Origin of the sequence: Acinetobacter calcoaceticus, assembly GCF_016508255.1 — a bacterium.
GTDB lineage: Bacteria > Pseudomonadota > Gammaproteobacteria > Pseudomonadales > Moraxellaceae > Acinetobacter > Acinetobacter calcoaceticus_E.
The window spans coordinates 141,537-160,361 of the sequence record NZ_JADVKT010000006.1 but is presented as its reverse complement, the minus strand read 5'-3'; the positions used below and the strand labels follow the sequence as shown (position 1 = coordinate 160,361).

16 protein-coding genes are annotated in these 18,825 nt (G+C 38.1%); 6 read left to right on the top strand and 10 right to left on the bottom strand.

From position 1 onward, the window contains the following. Positions 1-39: 39 nt before the first annotated feature. The 3 genes from I5515_RS13085 to I5515_RS13075 all read right to left on the bottom strand — a co-directional run bounded on the left by I5515_RS13085 (position 40) and on the right by I5515_RS13075 (position 2,542). A complete protein-coding gene (locus tag I5515_RS13085) occupies positions 40-558 on the bottom strand; it encodes a hypothetical protein (protein WP_199967562.1) in 519 nt (172 codons plus the stop codon). Positions 559-668: 110 nt separating this feature from the next. After that, a complete protein-coding gene (locus I5515_RS13080) occupies positions 669-1,439 on the bottom strand; it encodes a hypothetical protein (RefSeq protein WP_199967560.1) in 771 nt (256 codons plus the stop codon). Positions 1,440-1,477: 38 nt separating this feature from the next. Next, a complete protein-coding gene (locus tag I5515_RS13075) occupies positions 1,478-2,542 on the bottom strand; it encodes a DUF1176 domain-containing protein (protein WP_199967558.1) in 1,065 nt (354 codons plus the stop codon). A gap of 124 nt (positions 2,543-2,666) precedes the next feature. Here I5515_RS13075 and I5515_RS13070 point away from each other — a divergent pair, with 124 nt between their 5' ends. Then, a complete protein-coding gene (locus tag I5515_RS13070) occupies positions 2,667-3,416 on the top strand; it encodes a DUF4850 domain-containing protein (protein ID WP_199967556.1) in 750 nt (249 codons plus the stop codon). Between the two features lie 41 nt (positions 3,417-3,457). Here I5515_RS13070 and sbmA read toward each other — a convergent pair whose 3' ends face one another. The 6 genes from sbmA to I5515_RS13040 all read right to left on the bottom strand — a co-directional run bounded on the left by sbmA (position 3,458) and on the right by I5515_RS13040 (position 9,578). Beyond that, positions 3,458-4,654: a peptide antibiotic transporter SbmA gene (gene sbmA / locus I5515_RS13065; protein WP_005049987.1), complete on the bottom strand. Its 1,197-nt coding sequence runs from the start codon at positions 4,652-4,654 to the stop codon at positions 3,458-3,460. A gap of 237 nt (positions 4,655-4,891) precedes the next feature. Beyond that, positions 4,892-6,127, bottom strand: coding sequence for a threonine ammonia-lyase (locus I5515_RS13060; RefSeq protein ID WP_004639034.1), 1,236 nt, complete (start codon positions 6,125-6,127; stop codon positions 4,892-4,894). A 204-nt stretch (positions 6,128-6,331) separates the two neighbouring features. After that, entirely contained in the window at positions 6,332-7,306 is a 975-nt protein-coding gene (locus tag I5515_RS13055; RefSeq protein WP_199967554.1) for a patatin-like phospholipase family protein, read from the bottom strand. A gap of 168 nt (positions 7,307-7,474) precedes the next feature. Beyond that, entirely contained in the window at positions 7,475-8,950 is a 1,476-nt protein-coding gene (locus I5515_RS13050; RefSeq protein WP_199967553.1) for an alanine/glycine:cation symporter family protein, read from the bottom strand. A 99-nt stretch (positions 8,951-9,049) separates the two neighbouring features. Beyond that, positions 9,050-9,217 carry a hypothetical protein gene (locus I5515_RS13045; protein ID WP_199967552.1) on the bottom strand — a complete coding sequence of 56 codons (168 nt, stop codon included), beginning with the start codon at positions 9,215-9,217 and terminating at the stop codon, positions 9,050-9,052. A gap of 157 nt (positions 9,218-9,374) precedes the next feature. Continuing rightward, a complete protein-coding gene (locus I5515_RS13040; protein ID WP_199967551.1) occupies positions 9,375-9,578 on the bottom strand; it encodes a hypothetical protein in 204 nt (67 codons plus the stop codon). Positions 9,579-10,086: 508 nt separating this feature from the next. Here I5515_RS13040 and I5515_RS13035 point away from each other — a divergent pair. After that, entirely contained in the window at positions 10,087-10,794 is a 708-nt protein-coding gene (locus tag I5515_RS13035) for a nitroreductase (protein ID WP_199967549.1), read from the top strand. Positions 10,795-10,819: 25 nt separating this feature from the next. Here I5515_RS13035 and I5515_RS13030 read toward each other — a convergent pair whose 3' ends face one another. After that, entirely contained in the window at positions 10,820-12,034 is a 1,215-nt protein-coding gene (locus I5515_RS13030) for a multidrug effflux MFS transporter (protein WP_199967547.1), read from the bottom strand. Positions 12,035-12,161: 127 nt separating this feature from the next. On the opposite strand from I5515_RS13030, the gene yccS reads away from it, so the two are divergent. From yccS to I5515_RS13010, 4 genes are all read left to right on the top strand, one after another. Then, positions 12,162-14,336 (top strand): YccS family putative transporter, encoded by a 2,175-nt coding sequence (gene yccS / locus I5515_RS13025; RefSeq protein WP_199967545.1) that lies wholly within the window; start codon positions 12,162-12,164, stop codon positions 14,334-14,336. Between the two features lie 100 nt (positions 14,337-14,436). After that, positions 14,437-15,012 (top strand): SdpI family protein, encoded by a 576-nt coding sequence (locus tag I5515_RS13020; protein ID WP_199967544.1) that lies wholly within the window; start codon positions 14,437-14,439, stop codon positions 15,010-15,012. Positions 15,013-15,168: 156 nt separating this feature from the next. Continuing rightward, entirely contained in the window at positions 15,169-17,751 is a 2,583-nt protein-coding gene (locus I5515_RS13015) for a PepSY domain-containing protein (protein WP_199967543.1), read from the top strand. Positions 17,752-17,876: 125 nt separating this feature from the next. Beyond that, a complete protein-coding gene (locus I5515_RS13010; protein ID WP_199967542.1) occupies positions 17,877-18,662 on the top strand; it encodes a YdcF family protein in 786 nt (261 codons plus the stop codon). Positions 18,663-18,825 lie beyond the last annotated feature (163 nt).

The window sequence follows — 18,825 nt, the reverse complement described above, 5'->3', positions numbered from 1 at the left end:
AGATAGCAGGCTTTATTATTGAAGTAGAAAACTAGATTTTTATCTTGTAATTCCCAACTTATTCCAAATTTCTGGGGTTAAAAATGTCGTCACTAATTTATTTAAATCGATATAACGTAATGTGCCCTGCAACTGCTGTTTAACTGAGGGGTCTTTAATAATATCTTCACCAGCACTTTGGCCTAACTGCTGGAAAGCCTCCCCAACTGCCTTCACACCTTCAGCCTGAATCACAGCTTTAGTTTGGGTAGAACATTGCTCAACAATCACACGTTGTAAAACCTGTGCCAGTTTTTGATCTAACTGATTTTTTTGTTCAGGCGTTACATTACTAAATGCTTTTAAATCAGGATGGGCAGCTAAAGCTGTAAATGTCCATTGAAGCACCGTGGTTTTGTCTGAAGCTGTTGTTGCTTTAACTAAACAGTCACTTAACTGATCAACTGTTGGACCCGCCATCGCAATTTGTGTTGTACCCAGTACAGCAACTGCCATACAAACTGAACGGCTCAAATGTGAAAACTTACGGCGGGCAATCGCATAAACTTGACGTGACATAGGTCTAGCTCCAATAAACAATCTGTTCTTTGTATCACAGAGAGAGTGGTGTTACCTGTTATGACTCTGTAAATCGTCTACTTCTTCAAATTTAACAATTACTTTAATAATTAGCCCATTCCAGCATAATTCCATGCTTCTGGAATATTTGGCTGTTCTGGTGCTTTATTTAAATCAATATTTAAGTTTCTACTGCCCTGATATGATTTTTCATCTGAATCAGAGGCAGGTGATACGCTTAAACTATAACGATAGCGGAATTGCCACACTAGCGGTTTGAGTGGACGAATATCTAAACTTAAAGAATCCTCATCATGACAATTTCCTTTGGAACTTTCATAATCTTGCTCAGAAAAACAGGCTCTGATCATGCGGCTAAAACTAAATGGATAGTTCGCAATAAACTGATGTGTCGTTCCCAAATCTGTTAACTCATAAAAGCTAGCGCGTTCAATATTTGCACCACCTCCAGAGTACATTTCAGAAAATGAATCGATTACAGCAATCGCATAACGGTTTTGAGTCATGGGAAAAAGCTTAGGAAAGATAAACTGCCCATCAGATGTACCCTCTTTTTGAGTAGAGAGATTTACATGCCACTGTTTCGATACTTTGAGTCCCGCCGCAGAGTTGTTAAATTGAATAATATCTCCACCTGACAAAAGCCATAACTGCCCATCTGCTATTTTTAAAACACGCCATTGATCAGGATGCCCGCAAAGATTTTTAACTTGTATGCAAAGTTGTTCCTGCTCATTCTGACTTAATTGTGTTTTTTTAAACTCTAAAATACTTAAGGGTGCAGCAAAAGCAGGCTTGGCAAAACAAGAAAATATTCCTGCTATAACTAAAAAAGCTATCTCTATTTTACTTTTAATCATTTTTTCTTTTCCTCATGATATTTCTCTTCAAAAAATGGCTATTTTACAATAGCTTCAATTCGATCAAGCTCCCAGACACCACCTGCTGCCAAGCCTTTACACATCCCTGTCCACATATCTTTCGTATGTACAAAACTTTTACCGTCCCAGACCCATTCTTCACTTGCCCAGCAATCTCCAACACCTCTTCCCTTTTGAGCGCTGCTAATAATGCCACTATCAAAATCCGATGCTGTCTCAGTTACAAATGTTGCTTTACCAGTCAAAGACTCATCAAGTACCCAAGCACCATACCCTTCGTTATAGGCACCTCTCCAACATAGAGTAGTCGCCAGAACTTTCTTATTGGTCAGTTTATAAAGTTCAATTTCCTGCGGTTCAGCTCCATCGCTACTACCATAGATTCCTTCACAAAATCCTTCCTCTTTTGGGTTCGATTGAGCTGACATTAAACTATGATGAACAGATTGATACGACTTACTTTTTGGTTGCAACGTCAAATATGGCTTAGCCGCTGTTTTGACATGCTTTACAATTAATTTGGATTGGGCTGCCAACACTTTTGATTCATTAGCAGACCCTTTTTTGACCAAAGCACCAACCGTTCCGATACGCTTCTGAAAATCATCCATTTTTAGCAATACAGCAGTCATTCCTGCATCGGAAATCGTCCATTCATGCTGCGCATTTTTAAATATAATTTCAGTTTTCTGCTTTGACTGCTGGAGTAAAGCGTTGACCTGTGAGTTATTCAGTTTCCCCATTAATGGCAGCTCGACGCCATCCACAATGACAGTGCCTAAATCTTTGCCATTCACATAAAAGTGGATATTTTTAAGCTGACTTGAAGGCAAACTTTGCTCATAGTCTGATAAAGCAAATTCAGCCTGTACAGCTTGCTTTGGGCCTGCTTTACGTACTAATAGCAGCGACGCTGGATTATCACCATTTTCTTCATTTTGATACCCTGCGGCCTTACATTTTCCCGTATTACTGCAAGAGATTTCCCACTCTTGATGTGAAAATGAAATGCCTTTTATGTCTTGAGCAAAACTATAAGAACTCATGGCTGATAAACAGCAGATTGAAAGCATTTTTTTCATTTTTTCATGTCTCTATAGATCTGTTTTTATTATTAAGTTAAAAACAGTATAAAATTTTGGGTTACCGTCTAGTTTAAAAGAATATGCTAGGTTGATATAAAATTTAAATGATTACTTTTTAAAAATGAAAAAACTATATTTTTTACTATGTGTCGCGTTAGTGAGTACAGCTTCAATTACACATGCCGAAGTAAAAAGCTTTACTCCTCATTTCCCAAAGTTTTATAGCTCAGCTGCAACCCGAAAAGCAGATAATCAGTTCTACGCTCTCGGAGAAGCAAAATTTTTAAACGGCGTTACGGTCCCATTTTATGGTGTTACTGCGCTGAGTCCAACAGATGATGGTTTGCTTAAAGATTTTGAAAAATGCACACTAAAAAATTGCCGCTTTAATTTTAAGCTTGATGCTCAACATGCCAAGCAGCTTAAGCTTCTTGCATTACCTGAAACAGGGTTAGTGCTTGTGCCTAGAAATTGGCAAGATGTGCAAGCAAATGCAGGTGCCAACGGTAGTGGTTTTGCTCTAATAATGAGTCCAGATCAAAAACAAGCGATAGAGCTTTATGATTCTTCATTTTGTGTTGGATGTGGATTGCCAAATGCAACGCTCTATTTTCCAGAACTGTTAAAAGAAAGTATTGAAAATGAGTTTAGTGGATATAAAGACCCTAAAAAACTGATCAATACTGTTCATCCCTCTAAGAAAATAGCTTTTTTTAGTTATCAAATTCCTCAACTCAATAATAAAACACATGGCATTGCTAAATATTACGATGAAGACACGTTTAACTATAAAGAGATTCAAGTGACCTTAGATAAATCGCAACAGTCTTTGGTTAGCCCTATCCTCAATTTCTACAACGCAACTCATTAAACCAAAACTCATAAAAAAAACCCGCTTTCGCGGGCTTTCTTTTATTTGTGTAATATCGATTCAAAGGCTTTTAAACGCTTATAAATTGAAAGTAGTTCAATAATTGTTTTCCATGAACTAATTAAATATTGGAAAGATTCACGTACACGTCCAAATACATTTGCAATTTGTTGAATTAAACCTAATGTGAGCTTACCAGCAGCAATTGATGGGAAAAGGACAACCAAGTTATACAAAATATCAAGTTGCCCATACCAAATCGCCGTCATATTAAAATATGCATAGTGGAAATAAAGTCGGAAATAGTTTTTACGTACGTTACTGAATAACTCACGTAAGGTAGCGGGTTTTGCCCGATCTACATGGTCTTCACCGTAAACCAATTCCTTACGATAAGCCGCTTCTACTTTCTGATTATTAAATTGAAGCCCTGGTAACTTTACACCTACTACCATTAATAGGACGGTCCCGAAAATTGACCAGACTATTGCCGCCCATACTAAAGAATGATCTAACTCTCCAATAATGGGTAATGTAGGAACGTATTTAGACAGTTGGAATAAAATAGGTAAAAAAGCAATAAGTGTAATAATTGCCTTTACCAGCTCAACACCCAAATCTTCCAAAATAGTTGCAAAGCGCATCGTGTCTTCTTGTACACGCTGTGAGGCACCTTCAACATGGCGCAGTTGCTCCCAGTGCTCAGTGTAATATTCATTCATTGCCGTACGCCAACGAAATACATAATGGCTGGTAAAAAAAGCATTAATCACGGCCAGAGTTACAGCCACCATTGCAATATAAAGAAACACTAAGGTCTCGCTATAAAGTGCCGAAAGATTTCCCCCACCATTCGAAAGCATTTTTTGAATTAAATCCCAAAATGGCACATACCATGCATTAATCGCAACACTGACCTGAACAGCAAACCAGATATTAAACAAAATAAATGCCGAGCCCCATATAGACCAACGCTGCCATGGATTATTGGAAATAATTTTCCAAAAGCCAGCAAAGAGAGCGGTAGAGACTAAAAACCAAAGATAAAACCATAAAAAAGCAGGTGACCAAAAACGGTTTACACCAACTGGCAATTCAGCTTCAGCATAACCATGAGGAAAGCCTAGATACTCACCCCAGTGATCTCCGCCTGTGTACCAGAGCACCATATTTAACGCGAGCCAAATGACCGCAGATATAAAGAAATATCGTGGTGATGGAAAAAATGATTTGAACATTGAGCGCGGATATCCTTATATTTCTTCAAATTTACAATGAGAAGAATACTAAAACCTAAACCTTAAAATTGTGAAGGATAAAGTTTAGAGAATTGTCAGTTTTTCTCGTTACATTGAAGGATTTGATCGTTTTTTTGTAAATTCATCCCTTTTGAGCAATTTAATCCATTTAAATTGCCTTGTATATGACCCTCGATAGAGCCATATACGGCTTTTATAACACAGCAATATCAGAGATTAAATCTCTTCTTTACGAACAATATAACCTTCCAACTGCATTGCCTGAATGAGCAAATCTAGGTCTGAGGCGCTTTTAAGCTCAACGTCAACACTCACGGCACTTTCTTTTGCACGGCTTGTTGCCGCAAAGCGCTCATGGCGTAGTTCATAAATATTACCGCCTTGCTCAGCAATAATTGCTGTTAAACGAGCTAAAGCACCAGGGTTATCTGGTAATTCAACACGAATACGGACCATACGGCCTGTACGGGTTAAATGACGTTGTAATACTGAAACCATAACGCGTGTATCAATATTGCCACCAGACAGCACCACCCCCAATTTATGGCCTAAAAATAGATCAGGACGAGACATAATTGCAGCAATACCTGTTGCACCTGCCCCTTCACATACTGTTTTCTCAATATTAAGTAAAAGTGCAATTGCCTCTTCAATCATGTCTTCAGTAACAACTACAATATCGTCGACATATTCTTTAGCAACTTGAGTTGTAAGCTCACCCGGTGTTTTTACCGCGATACCTTCTGCAACTGTAGAGCCCATTGAAACGGCATGCTGATAATTGCACAGTAGTTTTGCCATACTTGGGTATACAACTGATTGCACCCCAATAATTTTAATCTTCGGATTTATAGCTTTGGCAGCAATCGCAATACCTGAAATTAGGCCACCCCCTCCAATTGGCACAACTAAAATGTCTAGATCTGGTACAGCTGCAAGCATTTCAAGCGCAATTGTTCCTTGACCTGCAATAATTTCTGCATCATCGAATGGATGGATAATCGTTAAAGATTCTTCTTGTGCAACGCGGTGCATTTCAGCAGCAGCTTCAGAAAAATCATGTCCATGTAAAATCACTCGTGCCCCATATTCACGCACTCGCTGTACTTTTACATTAGGTGTAGATTTCGGCATCACGATGGTCGCTGTTACCCCTGTGCGCTGAGCATGATATGCTACGCCTTGCGCATGATTGCCTGCCGAAGCTGCAATAACACCATGTTGTTTTTCTTGGTCAGATAAACACAACAGTTTATTCAGTGCCCCACGTTCTTTAAAAGAAGCTGTAAATTGTAAGTTTTCAAATTTCAGCCACATTTCAGCCCCTAAGGTTTTAGAAATGGTTTCTGAGAAAACAAAAGGAGTTTTTACGACTAAACCTTCCAAACGCTCTGCGGCAGCATGAACATCATCTAATGTTGGAAACCCATTTTTAACCTGTTGCTGTATCATTTATCTCGTCAGCCTCAATACATTACAAATCAATTATTTTTTAAAAATGACATCAATATTTTATATTGGTCATCAGAGTTTTCAGCATATCCAACATGTACCTAATATACAAAAATTTTTATTCCAAAAATTAAGGATTTAAACTCGCATAAAAAAAAGCCCTGCTCAGACTTTTTATTTAATTTTCAAAAGATTAACGTTAAATCATTGGGTTTGTGCGCTCAAACCATCCGTAGATAGATTTTGTTCAGCTATTTTTTCATCAATTGCAAATTGAATATCAGAAAGTTTGGCATTAGCTGCATCTATGCCAGATTTCATAGTAGCTTCACGGCCTTTCACATCAAAAATATGCGCTTTTTCTCTTAAATCTGGCTGAATAACAACATCCGCATATTGTAATTCTTCTGCTGCTAGACGACCTTGCATAATATTAATATTCTGGTTAAACAGCCCCCAGACATTCGATGTTTCTGTGTAAATAGGCTGAGCTAAAATATCAACAGCAATAATGACATCAGCACCTAAATCGCGTGCGACTTCAACAGGTACAGGGCTCACTAAACCACCATCGACATATTCAGATTTACCGATTTTAGTCGGTACAAACATGCTTGGAATTGAAGTAGATGCCCTAACAGCTTGTCCTGTATTGCCGTAGTTAAATACGGTTTTAGTGCCATGCTTTAATTCGGTTGCAACCACATACATTGGGATTTTCATTTTTTCGAGTGGTATGTTGTTTACTTGTTGGTTAACGTAGTTTTCTACTTTTTTGCCATCAAAAAAACCTTTTAACCCAATACTAATGTCACGTACATCACCAGCTTTCATTTTTAATGCAGTATCACGTAATTCAGCAGGACTTTTACCACTGGCATAAATTGCTCCAACAATACTCCCCGCACTCGTACCGACAATAAAATCTGGTCGAATACCATGTTGTTCCAAAACCTCAATAACACCGATATGGGCATAACCGCGTGCCCCACCGCTACCCAATACGAGCGCAACAACAGGACGTTTTTGCTGTTTTTTAATTCGTGCAAATGGCTGATCGACAGAGCGGGCATAAGCCTCCGCTGTTTGCGGTTTTAGAGCAGCAGACAAGTGTGTAGTGCTCTGGCATCCTGCCAACACTATAGAGAGTCCGAGAACCCACAATTTAAGCTGTTTCATGGCCTATCTTCGCACTATGAGGTTTAAAGTCAGATTGCAATTTTAGTTGCTCATCTCGTGAAAAGCTGTATTGAATTTATTTAATTTGTCATGTTTAAAATTTAGACTCAAGTATTTTATCTACCTCCTATAAAAAAGGCCCCTTATTTATAAGAGGCCTTTTGTAACTTACCAGATATCTGAATCAACTTTTTTCTTCAATTCTGGATATTTATCAATTTTAAACTCAGGCTCTTTAATACCTTGTTTCAATTGTTCACGGTAATCTTTCAACAATGTGCGTGCCATTGGTGTTAACAGTAAGATTGCAATCAAGTTAATGGTTGCCATAATACCCATAAACAAGTCAGCCATAGACCAAACGAGTGGAACACTACCAATTGCGCCGAAGTACACCATCACTAATACAAAAATTCGGAAGATGAACATGACTTTCGGATTGTTATTAATAAACTGCATATTACCTTCTGCATAGGCATAGTTACCTAGTACAGCTGAATAACAGAATAAGAATAATAGAACAGCAAGGAAGTCTGATCCCCAATGTCCAACTTGAGTTTCTAATGCACGTTGTGTTAATTCAACGCCAACATAAGCTGTATCTTGGTAAACACCAGAAACCAAAATGATAATTGCGGTACTTGTACATACAATGAAAGTATCTACAAATACACCGAGCATTTGTACTAAACCTTGGTTTACAGGGTGTTTTACATCAGATGCAGCCGCTGCGTTTGGTGCAGAACCCATACCAGCTTCATTAGAGAATAAACCACGCTTAATCCCTTGCATCATTGCCATTGACACTGCTGCACCAAAGAAACCACCTGCCGCAGCATTAAAATGGAAAGCATCGGTTACAATCAGCTTTAAAATATCAGGCAAAATTGCATAGTTACTGATTGCAATATAGAGAGCAACAGATAGGTAAAGACCTGCTTTTAAAGGTACAAACATCTCTGCAAATTTAGCGATACGCTTAATACCACCAAAAATTGCTAATGCCACTAAAACTACAAGAGCAAGGCCAACCCATGAAATTTCTAGATCAACACCACCTAAATGAGCAATAAGATTAGCTTTGTCCCAACCCCAAGCATGTGAAGATGCATTAGCAATCGCATTGATTTGAACTGAGTTGAATACGAAACCGTAGGTAAAGATCAATGCAAGTGCGAAGACAACACCAAAGGTTTTACTACGTAAACCTTGAGTAATATAGTAGGCTGGTCCACCGCGGAACTGTTTAGTCTTACTATCTCGAACTTTAAATAGTTGAGCAAGAGTAGACTCAATAAAAGCAGAGCTCATACCAAGAACAGCAGTAACCCACATCCAGAACACTGCACCAGGACCACCAATTGCGATAGCGATTGCTACACCAGCAATATTACCTACCCCAACACGGCTCGCAAGGCCTGTTACAAACGCCTGAAAAGGTGTAAGACCATGCTCATCAGCACCTTCTGTACGACTGCTTTTCATCACTCGGATACTTTGCAAGAACATGCGAATTTGCACTGCTCCTGTTAAGACCGTATAAAAAATACCTACAGCCAGCAAGAAAATAACCAAAAAGTCCCATAAAGGGTCATTAAAAAATTTTACCCACGACATCAGTGTGGCATTGAGTTGTTCATTCATACTCGGTCCGCTTACGTTCCTTGCTAATGTGCTAAGTGCACATGCCAAAATACTGCAATAAACAAAAAAGCCCCTAGAAACTGGGACTTTTCAGTAAATTCAAAAAAAAACTTTTAATGTCAATTGAATAGCAATTATCGTCACAAGTTTAAGCAACATCATGCCCAACACTAAGCCTTTGAAGGTTGCATGAGAGAAAGCAACCTTCAGATAAAATAATATCATTGCACTACTGCAATTTTCCGCTTTCGGAAAAACAGTATGCATCGACTCAGCTACAAACTTGGAAACTAACAAATGACCACCGCTAAATAAACTCGTCTAATGATTCCCATCAATTAAGCGAATTTTACAAAATCTGAATTTAAGCCAATAAGCATATTTACATATACTTTTGAGCAAATGTCTAAACTGGATATAAATTTCAAAGACTGTAACGAGCCATCGCCATAACGCGACTATCTGCGCCATTTTCTCCATGATTAAAGAAAAGTGCGTTTAGATCTATACTAAGCTGTTGTATTTTTTGTGACTCAGTAGTTGCTTGAGTTACGTTCATTTTCATGGTTGCAATGGTAATCGCCAATCCTTGTTTCATGAACTGCTTGTTGATGAGTGGTAGACTCATGTAAAGCTCCTATACCTCGTGTATTTCTCCATTTCCGCATCTAAATCCTTTTGGTAAAGGGATTCCGTTATGCAGCCAATATTTCCTAACTTGAGTATGGAGAAATCATACCTGCGTAAAAAAGTCGGTATTATGCAGAAATTTAAAGATTTGTGTATATTTTTCATTAAAATTTTATATAAAAAATGGTCATATTTTATATAAAATGATCCGTTTTGTACTGTTTTTAAACATATTATACCTTTTTTTCAATTGAATATTTTTCACCCACTCACTGTTATGCTTTTATTTTTATAATCGACAAAATCGCACTATTTTGTCTATTTAAATCTAAAGTGGCATATTCGAATTATGATTAATCCGACATTATGTCTAGACTAATTAAATTATCATACCTGTAAGAATATCTCTTTTCTAATATTTTTTGCTTATAAATGAAGTACTTTCAAAACATGAAATCAAGCTTCAAAAAGTATGAGATATTTAAGAAAAAGATGTAGGAGTACTCATGAATCTGGAACAAGTTCGTCTCGTTGATGAAGCTATCACTTCTCGACACTCTGTCCGCGCTTTTTTAAATACTCCAATTGAGCCAGAAGTCATTAAAGATATATTACAAGTCGCTAGCCGAGCGCCTTCTGGAACAAATACTCAACCATGGAAAGTCTATGTGGTAACAGGCAACAAACGTAATGAATTGGTTAAATGTGTCTGTGCAGCACAAATTGAAGTTTCAAAAAATCCAGAACTTGCAGAACAATACAAAGAAACTTTTGCCTATTATCCTGAAAAGTGGATATCCCCTTTTATTGATCGCCGCCGAGAAAATGGCTGGGGACTCTATGGTCTACTCGAAATAAAAAAAGGCGAAAAAGAAAAAATGGCGGAACAGCAGTTACGTAATTTCAAACTGTTCGATGCTCCAGTTGGCCTTTTCTTTACTGTCAATAAAACAATGGGAATCGGGTCTAAAATGGATATCGCAATGATGATCCAGAACGTGATGGTTGCTGCTAAGGCACGTGGTTTAGATACATGCCCACAAGCAGCTTGGAACCATTTTCACCCTGTTGTTTTAGATATCTTGGGTGCATCAGATGAAGAAGAGCTCGTATGTGCAATTGCGTTAGGTCATGCTGATCCCAACCACATTGTAAATACCTTTATTACCCCTAGAGAACCAGTTGAAAATTTCGCAGTTTTTCTAGACGAATAATATATAAGTGGCCATTCTCTTAAACTTATGAGAATGGCTTTATTACTACTTGTTTCGTCGCTTTTAATACGACAATAAAACCGCTCAGTGTAAATAGCACCATCATCACGCCCATATTGAGCGACGCAGACCAAATAAGGAAATTAAGTAATACACCACCTAACAGGCCACAAGCGAATTGCATACTTCCCATAATTGCACTCGCTGTCCCTGCGCGAGCGCCTTGTTTGGACATTGCCAACGCCATTGCATTTGGTCCTGTTAAACCAATGCCTGAAATAGCTAAAAATAGCCCTAACATAACAAGCCATAAAGGTGCCGCAGGAATTAAACCAGCAATTAATACAATGATTGCTCCTGTTACTTGTACCATTGAACCAGCTCTTAAACGTTTAGTGATTTCAACACGTGTTGTTAAGTGCTTATTTAAAGATGACATCAACATAATGCCAAAAGCATTTAGTCCAAATACGTAAGCAAACTCTTGCTGATTGAGTCCGTACTGATCCATAAAAACTGCGGGTGCCGAGCTGATATAACAAAATAGCGCTGCTCCTGTTAAACACCCTGCAAACATAGGTAAACGGAAGCTCATATCTTTGAAAATAGCCCCATAGAGGGTCACTACTTGATATGGTGAAAGCTTAAGCCTTTTATCAGTGGCTAAGGTCTCTTTAAAGAAGAAATGTACACACAACCAACATATGACGCCGACAATTGAAAGAGCAATAAAAATAGCTTGCCAAGGAAACCAGATTAAAATCCATGCTCCAATCATAGGTGCCAAAATTGGTGCAAGTCCCATTACAATCATCATGCTTGAAAAAGCTTGTGCCGAGCCTTGAACATCGAGTTTATCGCGTATTGCTGCACGAGCCATGACCACGCCCACACAGCCACCTAAAGCTTGCAAAATACGAGCAGCAATCAAGCCCCATTCATTTGTCGCCAACACGCAAAATAAGCTTGCGACTGCGTAAAGTGCGAGACCAAAATAAAGTGGTTTTTTTCTACCAATACGGTCGCTTAGAGGACCATAAACCAACTGCCCAACAGCTAAACCAAAAAAGTACGCTGGTAATGTATTTGCCACCATTTGCGTACTTACCCCAAAATCATGAGCCATTTGTGGCAAAGCAGGTAAGTACATATCGATGGATAATGGCCCTAAAGCCGTAAGCAAAGCGAGCAGCATAATCCAGCCAATAGAGTATTGACGCTGGGCTGTTTGTTCAGACATAACGATATTTCATTTTTCAATCATTTGCATACAGACAAGCTTACACTGTCTATCGTATGATTTGTGCAACATTGGTGTAGAAATACACAAATCCTTTATCACTCAGGTTGATCAGCAAGGACTTCCTTTGAAATCTTGGTTTAAACGCATAAAAAGAGCGACTTATAACACAACATTTATGTATAACGTGCGAATGCTGATAGCCTTTTCAGGAACTGCTTTCGTGCCTTATTTTCTAGGCTATCAATTAGCAACAATTCCTCTAACTTTAGGTGTGGTCGCAGCAGGTTTAAGTGATATTGATGATCGCTTTTCAGTGCGCATCATGAACCTGATTTATACTTATATTGGATTCTTCGTTACCGCAGCTTCGGTACAACTGCTTTTCCCCTATCCAATTGCTTTTGCTTTGGGGTTGATTGCTTCGTGTATTGGCTGGATTTTACTAGGTTCATTAGGACGCCGTTACGCAACTATCTCTTATGGCTGTTTGGTCGTTTCTGTATACACCATGCTGGGAGTTCACCTTTTTGACCATTGGTACATCCAACCTGCTCTTTTAGTTGCAGGCGCTGCATGGTATGGCCTCATTGCAACCATTAGCTTTTTGCTCTTTCCCGTTCGCCAACTGCAAGACAAACTGGCGGCCTCTTATGCATCTTTAGGTGATTTTCTATTTGCAAAATCAAATTTGTTTGATGTAGATATGACTGCTGCCAGCTATCAGCAAAGTATGATCGAACTGTCATTAGAAAATGGTAAGTTAATTACGATTTTTAATGACTTAAAAACAGCTTTATTAACTCGTTTAAAAGGCGACCGTGGGCAAAAAGATACACGCCGAAGCTTACATTATTATTTTGTCGCTCAAGATATTCATGAACGTGCTGACTCCGCTCATATCGACTATCAAAAATTAGCTAAAATTTTTCAGCACAGTGATATTTTATTTAGATTCCAACGAATTTTGGCGATCCAAGGCAAAGCTTGCCAAGAGCTAAATGAATGTATTTTACAACGCAAACCTTATAACCATAATAAAAGGTTTAAACAAAGCTTTGAAAACCTACGCCTCTCATTAGAAAAGTTACGTCGTGATCAGCATTACGATCTTTTATGGGTAAATGCTCTTTTTGCTTTATACCAAAACTTAAAATCTATCGATTCCCAGTTACTCAACCTAGAAACAGAACAACACATTCAATCTGATAAAGTAAAACAGGCTGAAAACCAGCTTAAAGATGATGATTTACAAGGATGGAATGATATTGTCATTCGGATAAAACAAAATTTAACTCCCGAATCTGTACTATTCCGCCACGCAATTCGTGTATCGATCGTTTTATTTATTGGATATGTTTTTATTCAAATGACCCATATTGAATATGGCTACTGGATTATGCTTACGGCCCTATTTGTAAGCCAACCTAACTTTAACGCGACCAAGCGCCGCTTACGTCTACGAATTGTTGGAACATTAGTTGGTATTATTGTTGGACTTGCCATTATCTTCTTAATTCCTTCGACCGAAGGACAACTATTCATGTTGATATTAAGTGGAGTATTGTTTTTTGAATTACGTAGTAAACAATATGCTCAGGCAACTGCCTTTATCACAATTCTTGCATTAATTAACTTTAATCTGGACGGTTCGGCCATGGCTGCGGCTATTCCAAGATTTGTAGATACTTTAATGGGATGTGCATTAGCTTGGTTTGGTGTGACATTTATCTGGCCTGACTGGAAATTCAGACGCTTGCCTCGCAACATTAGACGCTCCCTACAAGCCCAATGTAATTATTTAGCCGAGGTCGTCAAACAATATCATGAAGGCCGTAATCATGCGCTAAATTACCGAATTGTGCGTCGAGCTGCACATAATACTGATGCTGAAGTTGCTTCACTTATTTCAACGTTAGCGACTGAACCAGATTTTGATCCGACTCGTAAATCCGATATTTTTGAATTTTTATGTTTAAACCATACTTTTTTAAGTTATATCGCGGCACTTGGAGCACATCGAGAAAACATTCAGGATCAAGCTGTTCTTAAATTATTAGACCAAGCGTTAGATGATATTCAAGGCGCTCTCTTGAGAGATGAGATGCCTGATCTTACAGCACAAAATATGCTCCAAACAATACGCCAACGTCTAAGCCAAAATGATGAAGATGACCAAAAATCACTCATTATTTTACAACAGCTATCACTTATGCTTGGTGTATTGAACCGATTGAGTATGTTAAAACAACGGCTAAGTCATGATCTTGATAATGATGCCAGTGAGCTTGCATCATTATAAATTTGAGTCGGAATTTAGTATTAAATTGGCATAATATCCTTTCCTGACTTATGCCAATTAGTGCTAAACTTAAAACAGTTTACAATTTGTTATTTGCACTATGACCGCGAAAACTTTATACGCTTATACGCTTCAGCCTGTTCCCTATGACGTGTCAGAAGCTGAACAACGTAATGCACAGCTTCTTATCTGGCGCAGCACCAATAAAATTAGCACAAAAATCTGGGCGATTATGGGTGTAGTTTTAGCCCTAGCTATTTTGGGTCTTGTTCTTATCAAGAACTACTCTACTGTTTTTTGCTGGGTTGCTATTGTCGCTGTAGTACTTTACTACCTAGGTCGTAAATACGGATTAGAATGGTACGTTAAACGCAAAATGAATGAATTTCCGGTACAGGAAATTAAGGGTATTCGTTTAGGTGTACAACCCCATGGTATTGTGATGCGCCAACAAATGGGCCAACAAGAAGGCGTTGGTACAATTGGATGGAAAAATATCTATGAATGGTACAATGCGCCTGATTTCATCTTGGTCAATTTCAAAGTAAAAGATCCAAAAGGCCAAGAACAACAAGGTGCTTATATTTTACCTAAGCGTATGGATTCTAAAAATTTCTCATTCAATACAATTCGCACGCATCTAAAAGAAGCTGTAGGCGAACCAAAAACCTTGTAAGTTTTGATTTCAATAAAAGACCTCCTTTTGGAGGTTTTTTATTGCAGTAAAGACAAATGATAATGAAAATTAATATTATCTCGAAAATCCATATTATCTACCCAATCTTCGGCTATACTTCATTACAAGATCTCCATCATATTTACATTTTCGGCCATGTTTAAAAAGTTTTTATTTCAAATTCATTGGTTTCTGGGTATTAGTGCGGGCCTAATCTTATCTGTTATGGGTGTAACAGGTGCAATTTACTCTTATGACCAACAAATTTTAAAATGGGTGAATTCTGATAGTTATGTTGTTCAAGCTGAAAACACACCAAAATTAACCCCCGCTCAGCTTTATCAACATTTCAATACAACTCAGCCTGAAATCAAAATTAATAGTATTACAATTGCCAAGGACCCTACCGCCTCTTCAACTGTCAATATTGAAAAAGAAGGCGAACGTCGTGGCTATAATATGATGGTCAATCCTTATAACGCTCAGGTTCTGCCTGATGTTAAAGGACGAAAACTGTTGTTACTCATACAACAAATTCATCGTAATTTAACTGCAGGCGAAGTTGGTAAACAAATTACTGGCGCCTGCGCATTAATGTTAATTTACTTTGTACTGAGTGGGTTATATTTACGCTGGCCTAAAAAGCATTCTGCCCGCCAATGGCTCGCGGTTAAGCCTAAATTGAAAGGTCGAAATTTTATTTGGGATCTACATGCTGTTGTTGGGACATGGGTAATTATTTTTTATCTTCTTTTCGCATGTACAGGTCTATATTGGTCTTATGACTGGTGGCGTAGTGGTATGTTCAAAGTAATGGGAGTTGAACAACCCAAACCACAAGGTCATGGTGCTACTCCCCAAAATCAAGGAATGCAACAAAATAAACGACCAGACCGTAATACTGATAAAAAATCAGAGCTTCAATTAGATAATACTCAACTCATTACAGTACTTAATCAAACATGGAATGGCTTCAATAGTCAGGTCGGACGTGATTATTCGACACTAACGATGAGCCTACCGAAAAAAGATGATGGAAAAATTGAATTAAGCTTTGTCGATGCTACGCCACAACACGAACGTGCGCGCAACCAAGCCATCTATAATTATAAAACTGGCCATATCGAAAAGATGGAGCTTTACGAAGATAAAAAGCTTAATCAAAAAATCATGAGCAGTATGTTGCCAGTACATCGTGGTAGTTTCTTTGGGCCAATTTATCAATTTGTTGCGATGCTTGCTTCACTAGCAATGCCTTTATTCTTTGTTACGGGATGGATGCTTTATCTTAAACGCCGTAAACAGAAAAAATTAACACAGGCAGCTCGTCAGGCTTTAGCCGGGCAATATATTGACCCAAATGCAAAGCCTTGGCTTATTACCTATGCAACTCAAACTGGTGTAGCGGAACAACTCGCTTGGAGCACAGCAACAAGTTTACAAGAAGCTCATCAACCAGTTCAGGTTAAATCTATACAACAGCTCACCCAATCTGATTTAGAGCAGCATGAGCAGGCTCTATTTGTGATCAGTACTTACGGCACTGGTGATGCGCCGGATCTCGCTACAAGCTTTACTAAAAAGCTTTTAAAAGTAAATATGGATCTTAAACATCTGAACTATGCTGTTTTGGCGCTCGGCTCTAAAGAATACCCTGATAGTTATTGTAGCTTTGGTCATGCAGTAGATGCTTGGCTTAAAACTAATGGAGCTAATGCCCTCTTTAATACAATTGAAGTTGATAATTCAAACCTATCGGATATTCAAAATTGGAATCAAGCACTTGCGAAAGCAACTAAATTAGATTTGCATGCTGTAAATTTAGAAAAAGTCTTTGATACGTGGATATTACAACAACGGGACTTACTCAATCCAAATAGCTTAGGCCAACCTGCTTATAATATTGAGCTTAATGCAAAACACGAAGCGATATGGCAAGCTGGTGATATTGCTGAAATTCAACCAGGTAATAGCCCTGAACGTATTCATGATTTTTTGCAGAAGCACCATATTCTTAAAAATGCAAAAGTTGATTCATTACAGATTTCAATCGAAAAAGCCCTTTGGAATAAAGATTTAACTGGCGAAATTGAACCATTTGCTAATCTAGAGCATTTATTAGAGCAACTTCCTACCCTGCCAACACGCGAATATTCGATTGCCAGCATTCCTTCTCAACAACTGCTTCGTTTAGTTGTTCGCCAACAATATGATGAGTCTAGTAATTTAGGTTTAGGTTCTGGGTGGCTAACTCAGCATACGCAAATTAATGATGAGATTGCTTTGCGTATTCGCACCAATGAATCATTCCATCTTATTGATGACAACCGCCCTATTATTTGTATTGGTAACGGAACAGGTATTGCAGGTTTAATGAGCCTATTGCATACACGTACTCGCCATGACTACACTGAAAACTGGTTAATCTTTGGTGAACGTCAACGAGCATGTGATTTCTTCTATGCATCAACGATTGAAGCATGGCAAACAACAGGAATGTTAAAACGTCTAGATTTAGTATTTTCTAGAGATCAAGAACGACGTATGTATGTTCAAGATATAATTCGTCAGAATGCAGCAGAATTAGTAAGCTGGGTAGAACGCGGTGCTATTCTCTATGTCTGCGGTAGCATCAATGGTATGGCAAGTGGAGTCGACCAAGCACTTGTTGAAATTCTAGGTGATGAACAAGTAGATGAATTAAGACAACAAGCGCGTTACCGTCGAGATGTCTACTAAACTTATCTAAATATGAAAACCGAGTAAAACTTAAATGCTTTACTCGGTTTTTTATTTCAATCAGCATTGAATTCGGAACGATTTTGCATACACTGTTTGCAATTTAAATTGCAACTGTAAACACAATGCAAGTCAGTAAGTGGATCCGTATTTTCTTAGCAATCATTGGTTCGATTTTATTTCTAGATGGATTATTTTTAATTTTCCTAAATAAAATCCATGTTGGCACAATTGTTCCTTTAATTCTAGGAACGTTCTTCTGCCTCTATGCTTTATTTTATTATCATTTAGAGCGTTTTTTCTTCTATCACTTTCGCTTACATACCTTTTGGCGTTTTGGCTGGCTATGCTTCTGGATATGGTTGATTGGCTTAGGCTATTTTTTTAGTTTTATAAAAGAAAATAAAGATACTTCAAATAATATTCCCCCAGTAAAAGCAATTATTGTTTTGGGGAGCGGTGTTGAAAATGGCCAACCATCCACAATCCTTGCTAAGCGTTTAGATACGGCTGCCCCTTTGGCACTTAAACAGCCCCAAGCAAAAGTTGTTTTAACTGGGGGGCTGGATTTTTCAGAAAAAGAAAGTGAGGCATTAGTCATGTCTCGTTATCTAGAGCAACATTATCATTTAGCAAAAGAACGAATGATACTTGAAGATAAAAGTACCAGTACTGAGCTTAATTTAAAAAATAGTAAACCACTATTAGCGCAACACCACATTGCTTTAGACCAACCAATCGCTATTGTGACAAGCGATTTCCATATTCCTCGAGCAGTCGCAATTGCGAAAAAACAGGGCTATAGTCAGGTATATGGAGTAGCAGCAGAAACACCTTTAGCTACACGCTACAATGCATGGTTACGTGAATACTTTGCTTATGCGAGTGGATGGCTGCTAAACGAATATTAAATGTAAATAATTTCCAAAACTGCTATTAAAAATAGCAGTTTTTTTTATTTTTTAAAAATATAGCTCTGGGTACAAATAGAATTAATAAAGACTAAAGCAATGAACAGAAATATAATTTTGAATGCTTAAATGCTAACAGAACAAATTTAATGACAATAAAAAT

Bases quoted from the DNA above. Each gene is read 5' to 3' on its own strand.
- I5515_RS13060 (WP_004639034.1), bottom strand. From the start codon at position 6,127: ATGATACAGCAACAGGTTAAAAATGGGTTTCCAACATTAGATGATGTT.
- I5515_RS13080 (WP_199967560.1), bottom strand. From the start codon at position 1,439: ATGATTAAAAGTAAAATAGAGATAGCTTTTTTAGTTATAGCAGGAATA.
- I5515_RS13085 (WP_199967562.1), bottom strand. From the start codon at position 558: ATGTCACGTCAAGTTTATGCGATTGCCCGCCGTAAGTTTTCACATTTG.
- I5515_RS13035 (WP_199967549.1), top strand. From the start codon at position 10,087: ATGAATCTGGAACAAGTTCGTCTCGTTGATGAAGCTATCACTTCTCGA.
- I5515_RS13015 (WP_199967543.1), top strand. From the start codon at position 15,169: ATGTTTAAAAAGTTTTTATTTCAAATTCATTGGTTTCTGGGTATTAGT.
- I5515_RS13045 (WP_199967552.1), bottom strand. From the start codon at position 9,217: ATGCATACTGTTTTTCCGAAAGCGGAAAATTGCAGTAGTGCAATGATA.
- I5515_RS13055 (WP_199967554.1), bottom strand. From the start codon at position 7,306: ATGAAACAGCTTAAATTGTGGGTTCTCGGACTCTCTATAGTGTTGGCA.
- I5515_RS13040 (WP_199967551.1), bottom strand. From the start codon at position 9,578: ATGAGTCTACCACTCATCAACAAGCAGTTCATGAAACAAGGATTGGCG.
- I5515_RS13050 (WP_199967553.1), bottom strand. From the start codon at position 8,950: ATGAATGAACAACTCAATGCCACACTGATGTCGTGGGTAAAATTTTTT.
- I5515_RS13030 (WP_199967547.1), bottom strand. From the start codon at position 12,034: ATGTCTGAACAAACAGCCCAGCGTCAATACTCTATTGGCTGGATTATG.
- I5515_RS13020 (WP_199967544.1), top strand. From the start codon at position 14,437: ATGACCGCGAAAACTTTATACGCTTATACGCTTCAGCCTGTTCCCTAT.
- I5515_RS13010 (WP_199967542.1), top strand. From the start codon at position 17,877: ATGCAAGTCAGTAAGTGGATCCGTATTTTCTTAGCAATCATTGGTTCG.
- sbmA (WP_005049987.1), bottom strand. From the start codon at position 4,654: ATGTTCAAATCATTTTTTCCATCACCACGATATTTCTTTATATCTGCG.
- I5515_RS13070 (WP_199967556.1), top strand. From the start codon at position 2,667: ATGAAAAAACTATATTTTTTACTATGTGTCGCGTTAGTGAGTACAGCT.
- I5515_RS13075 (WP_199967558.1), bottom strand. From the start codon at position 2,542: ATGAAAAAAATGCTTTCAATCTGCTGTTTATCAGCCATGAGTTCTTAT.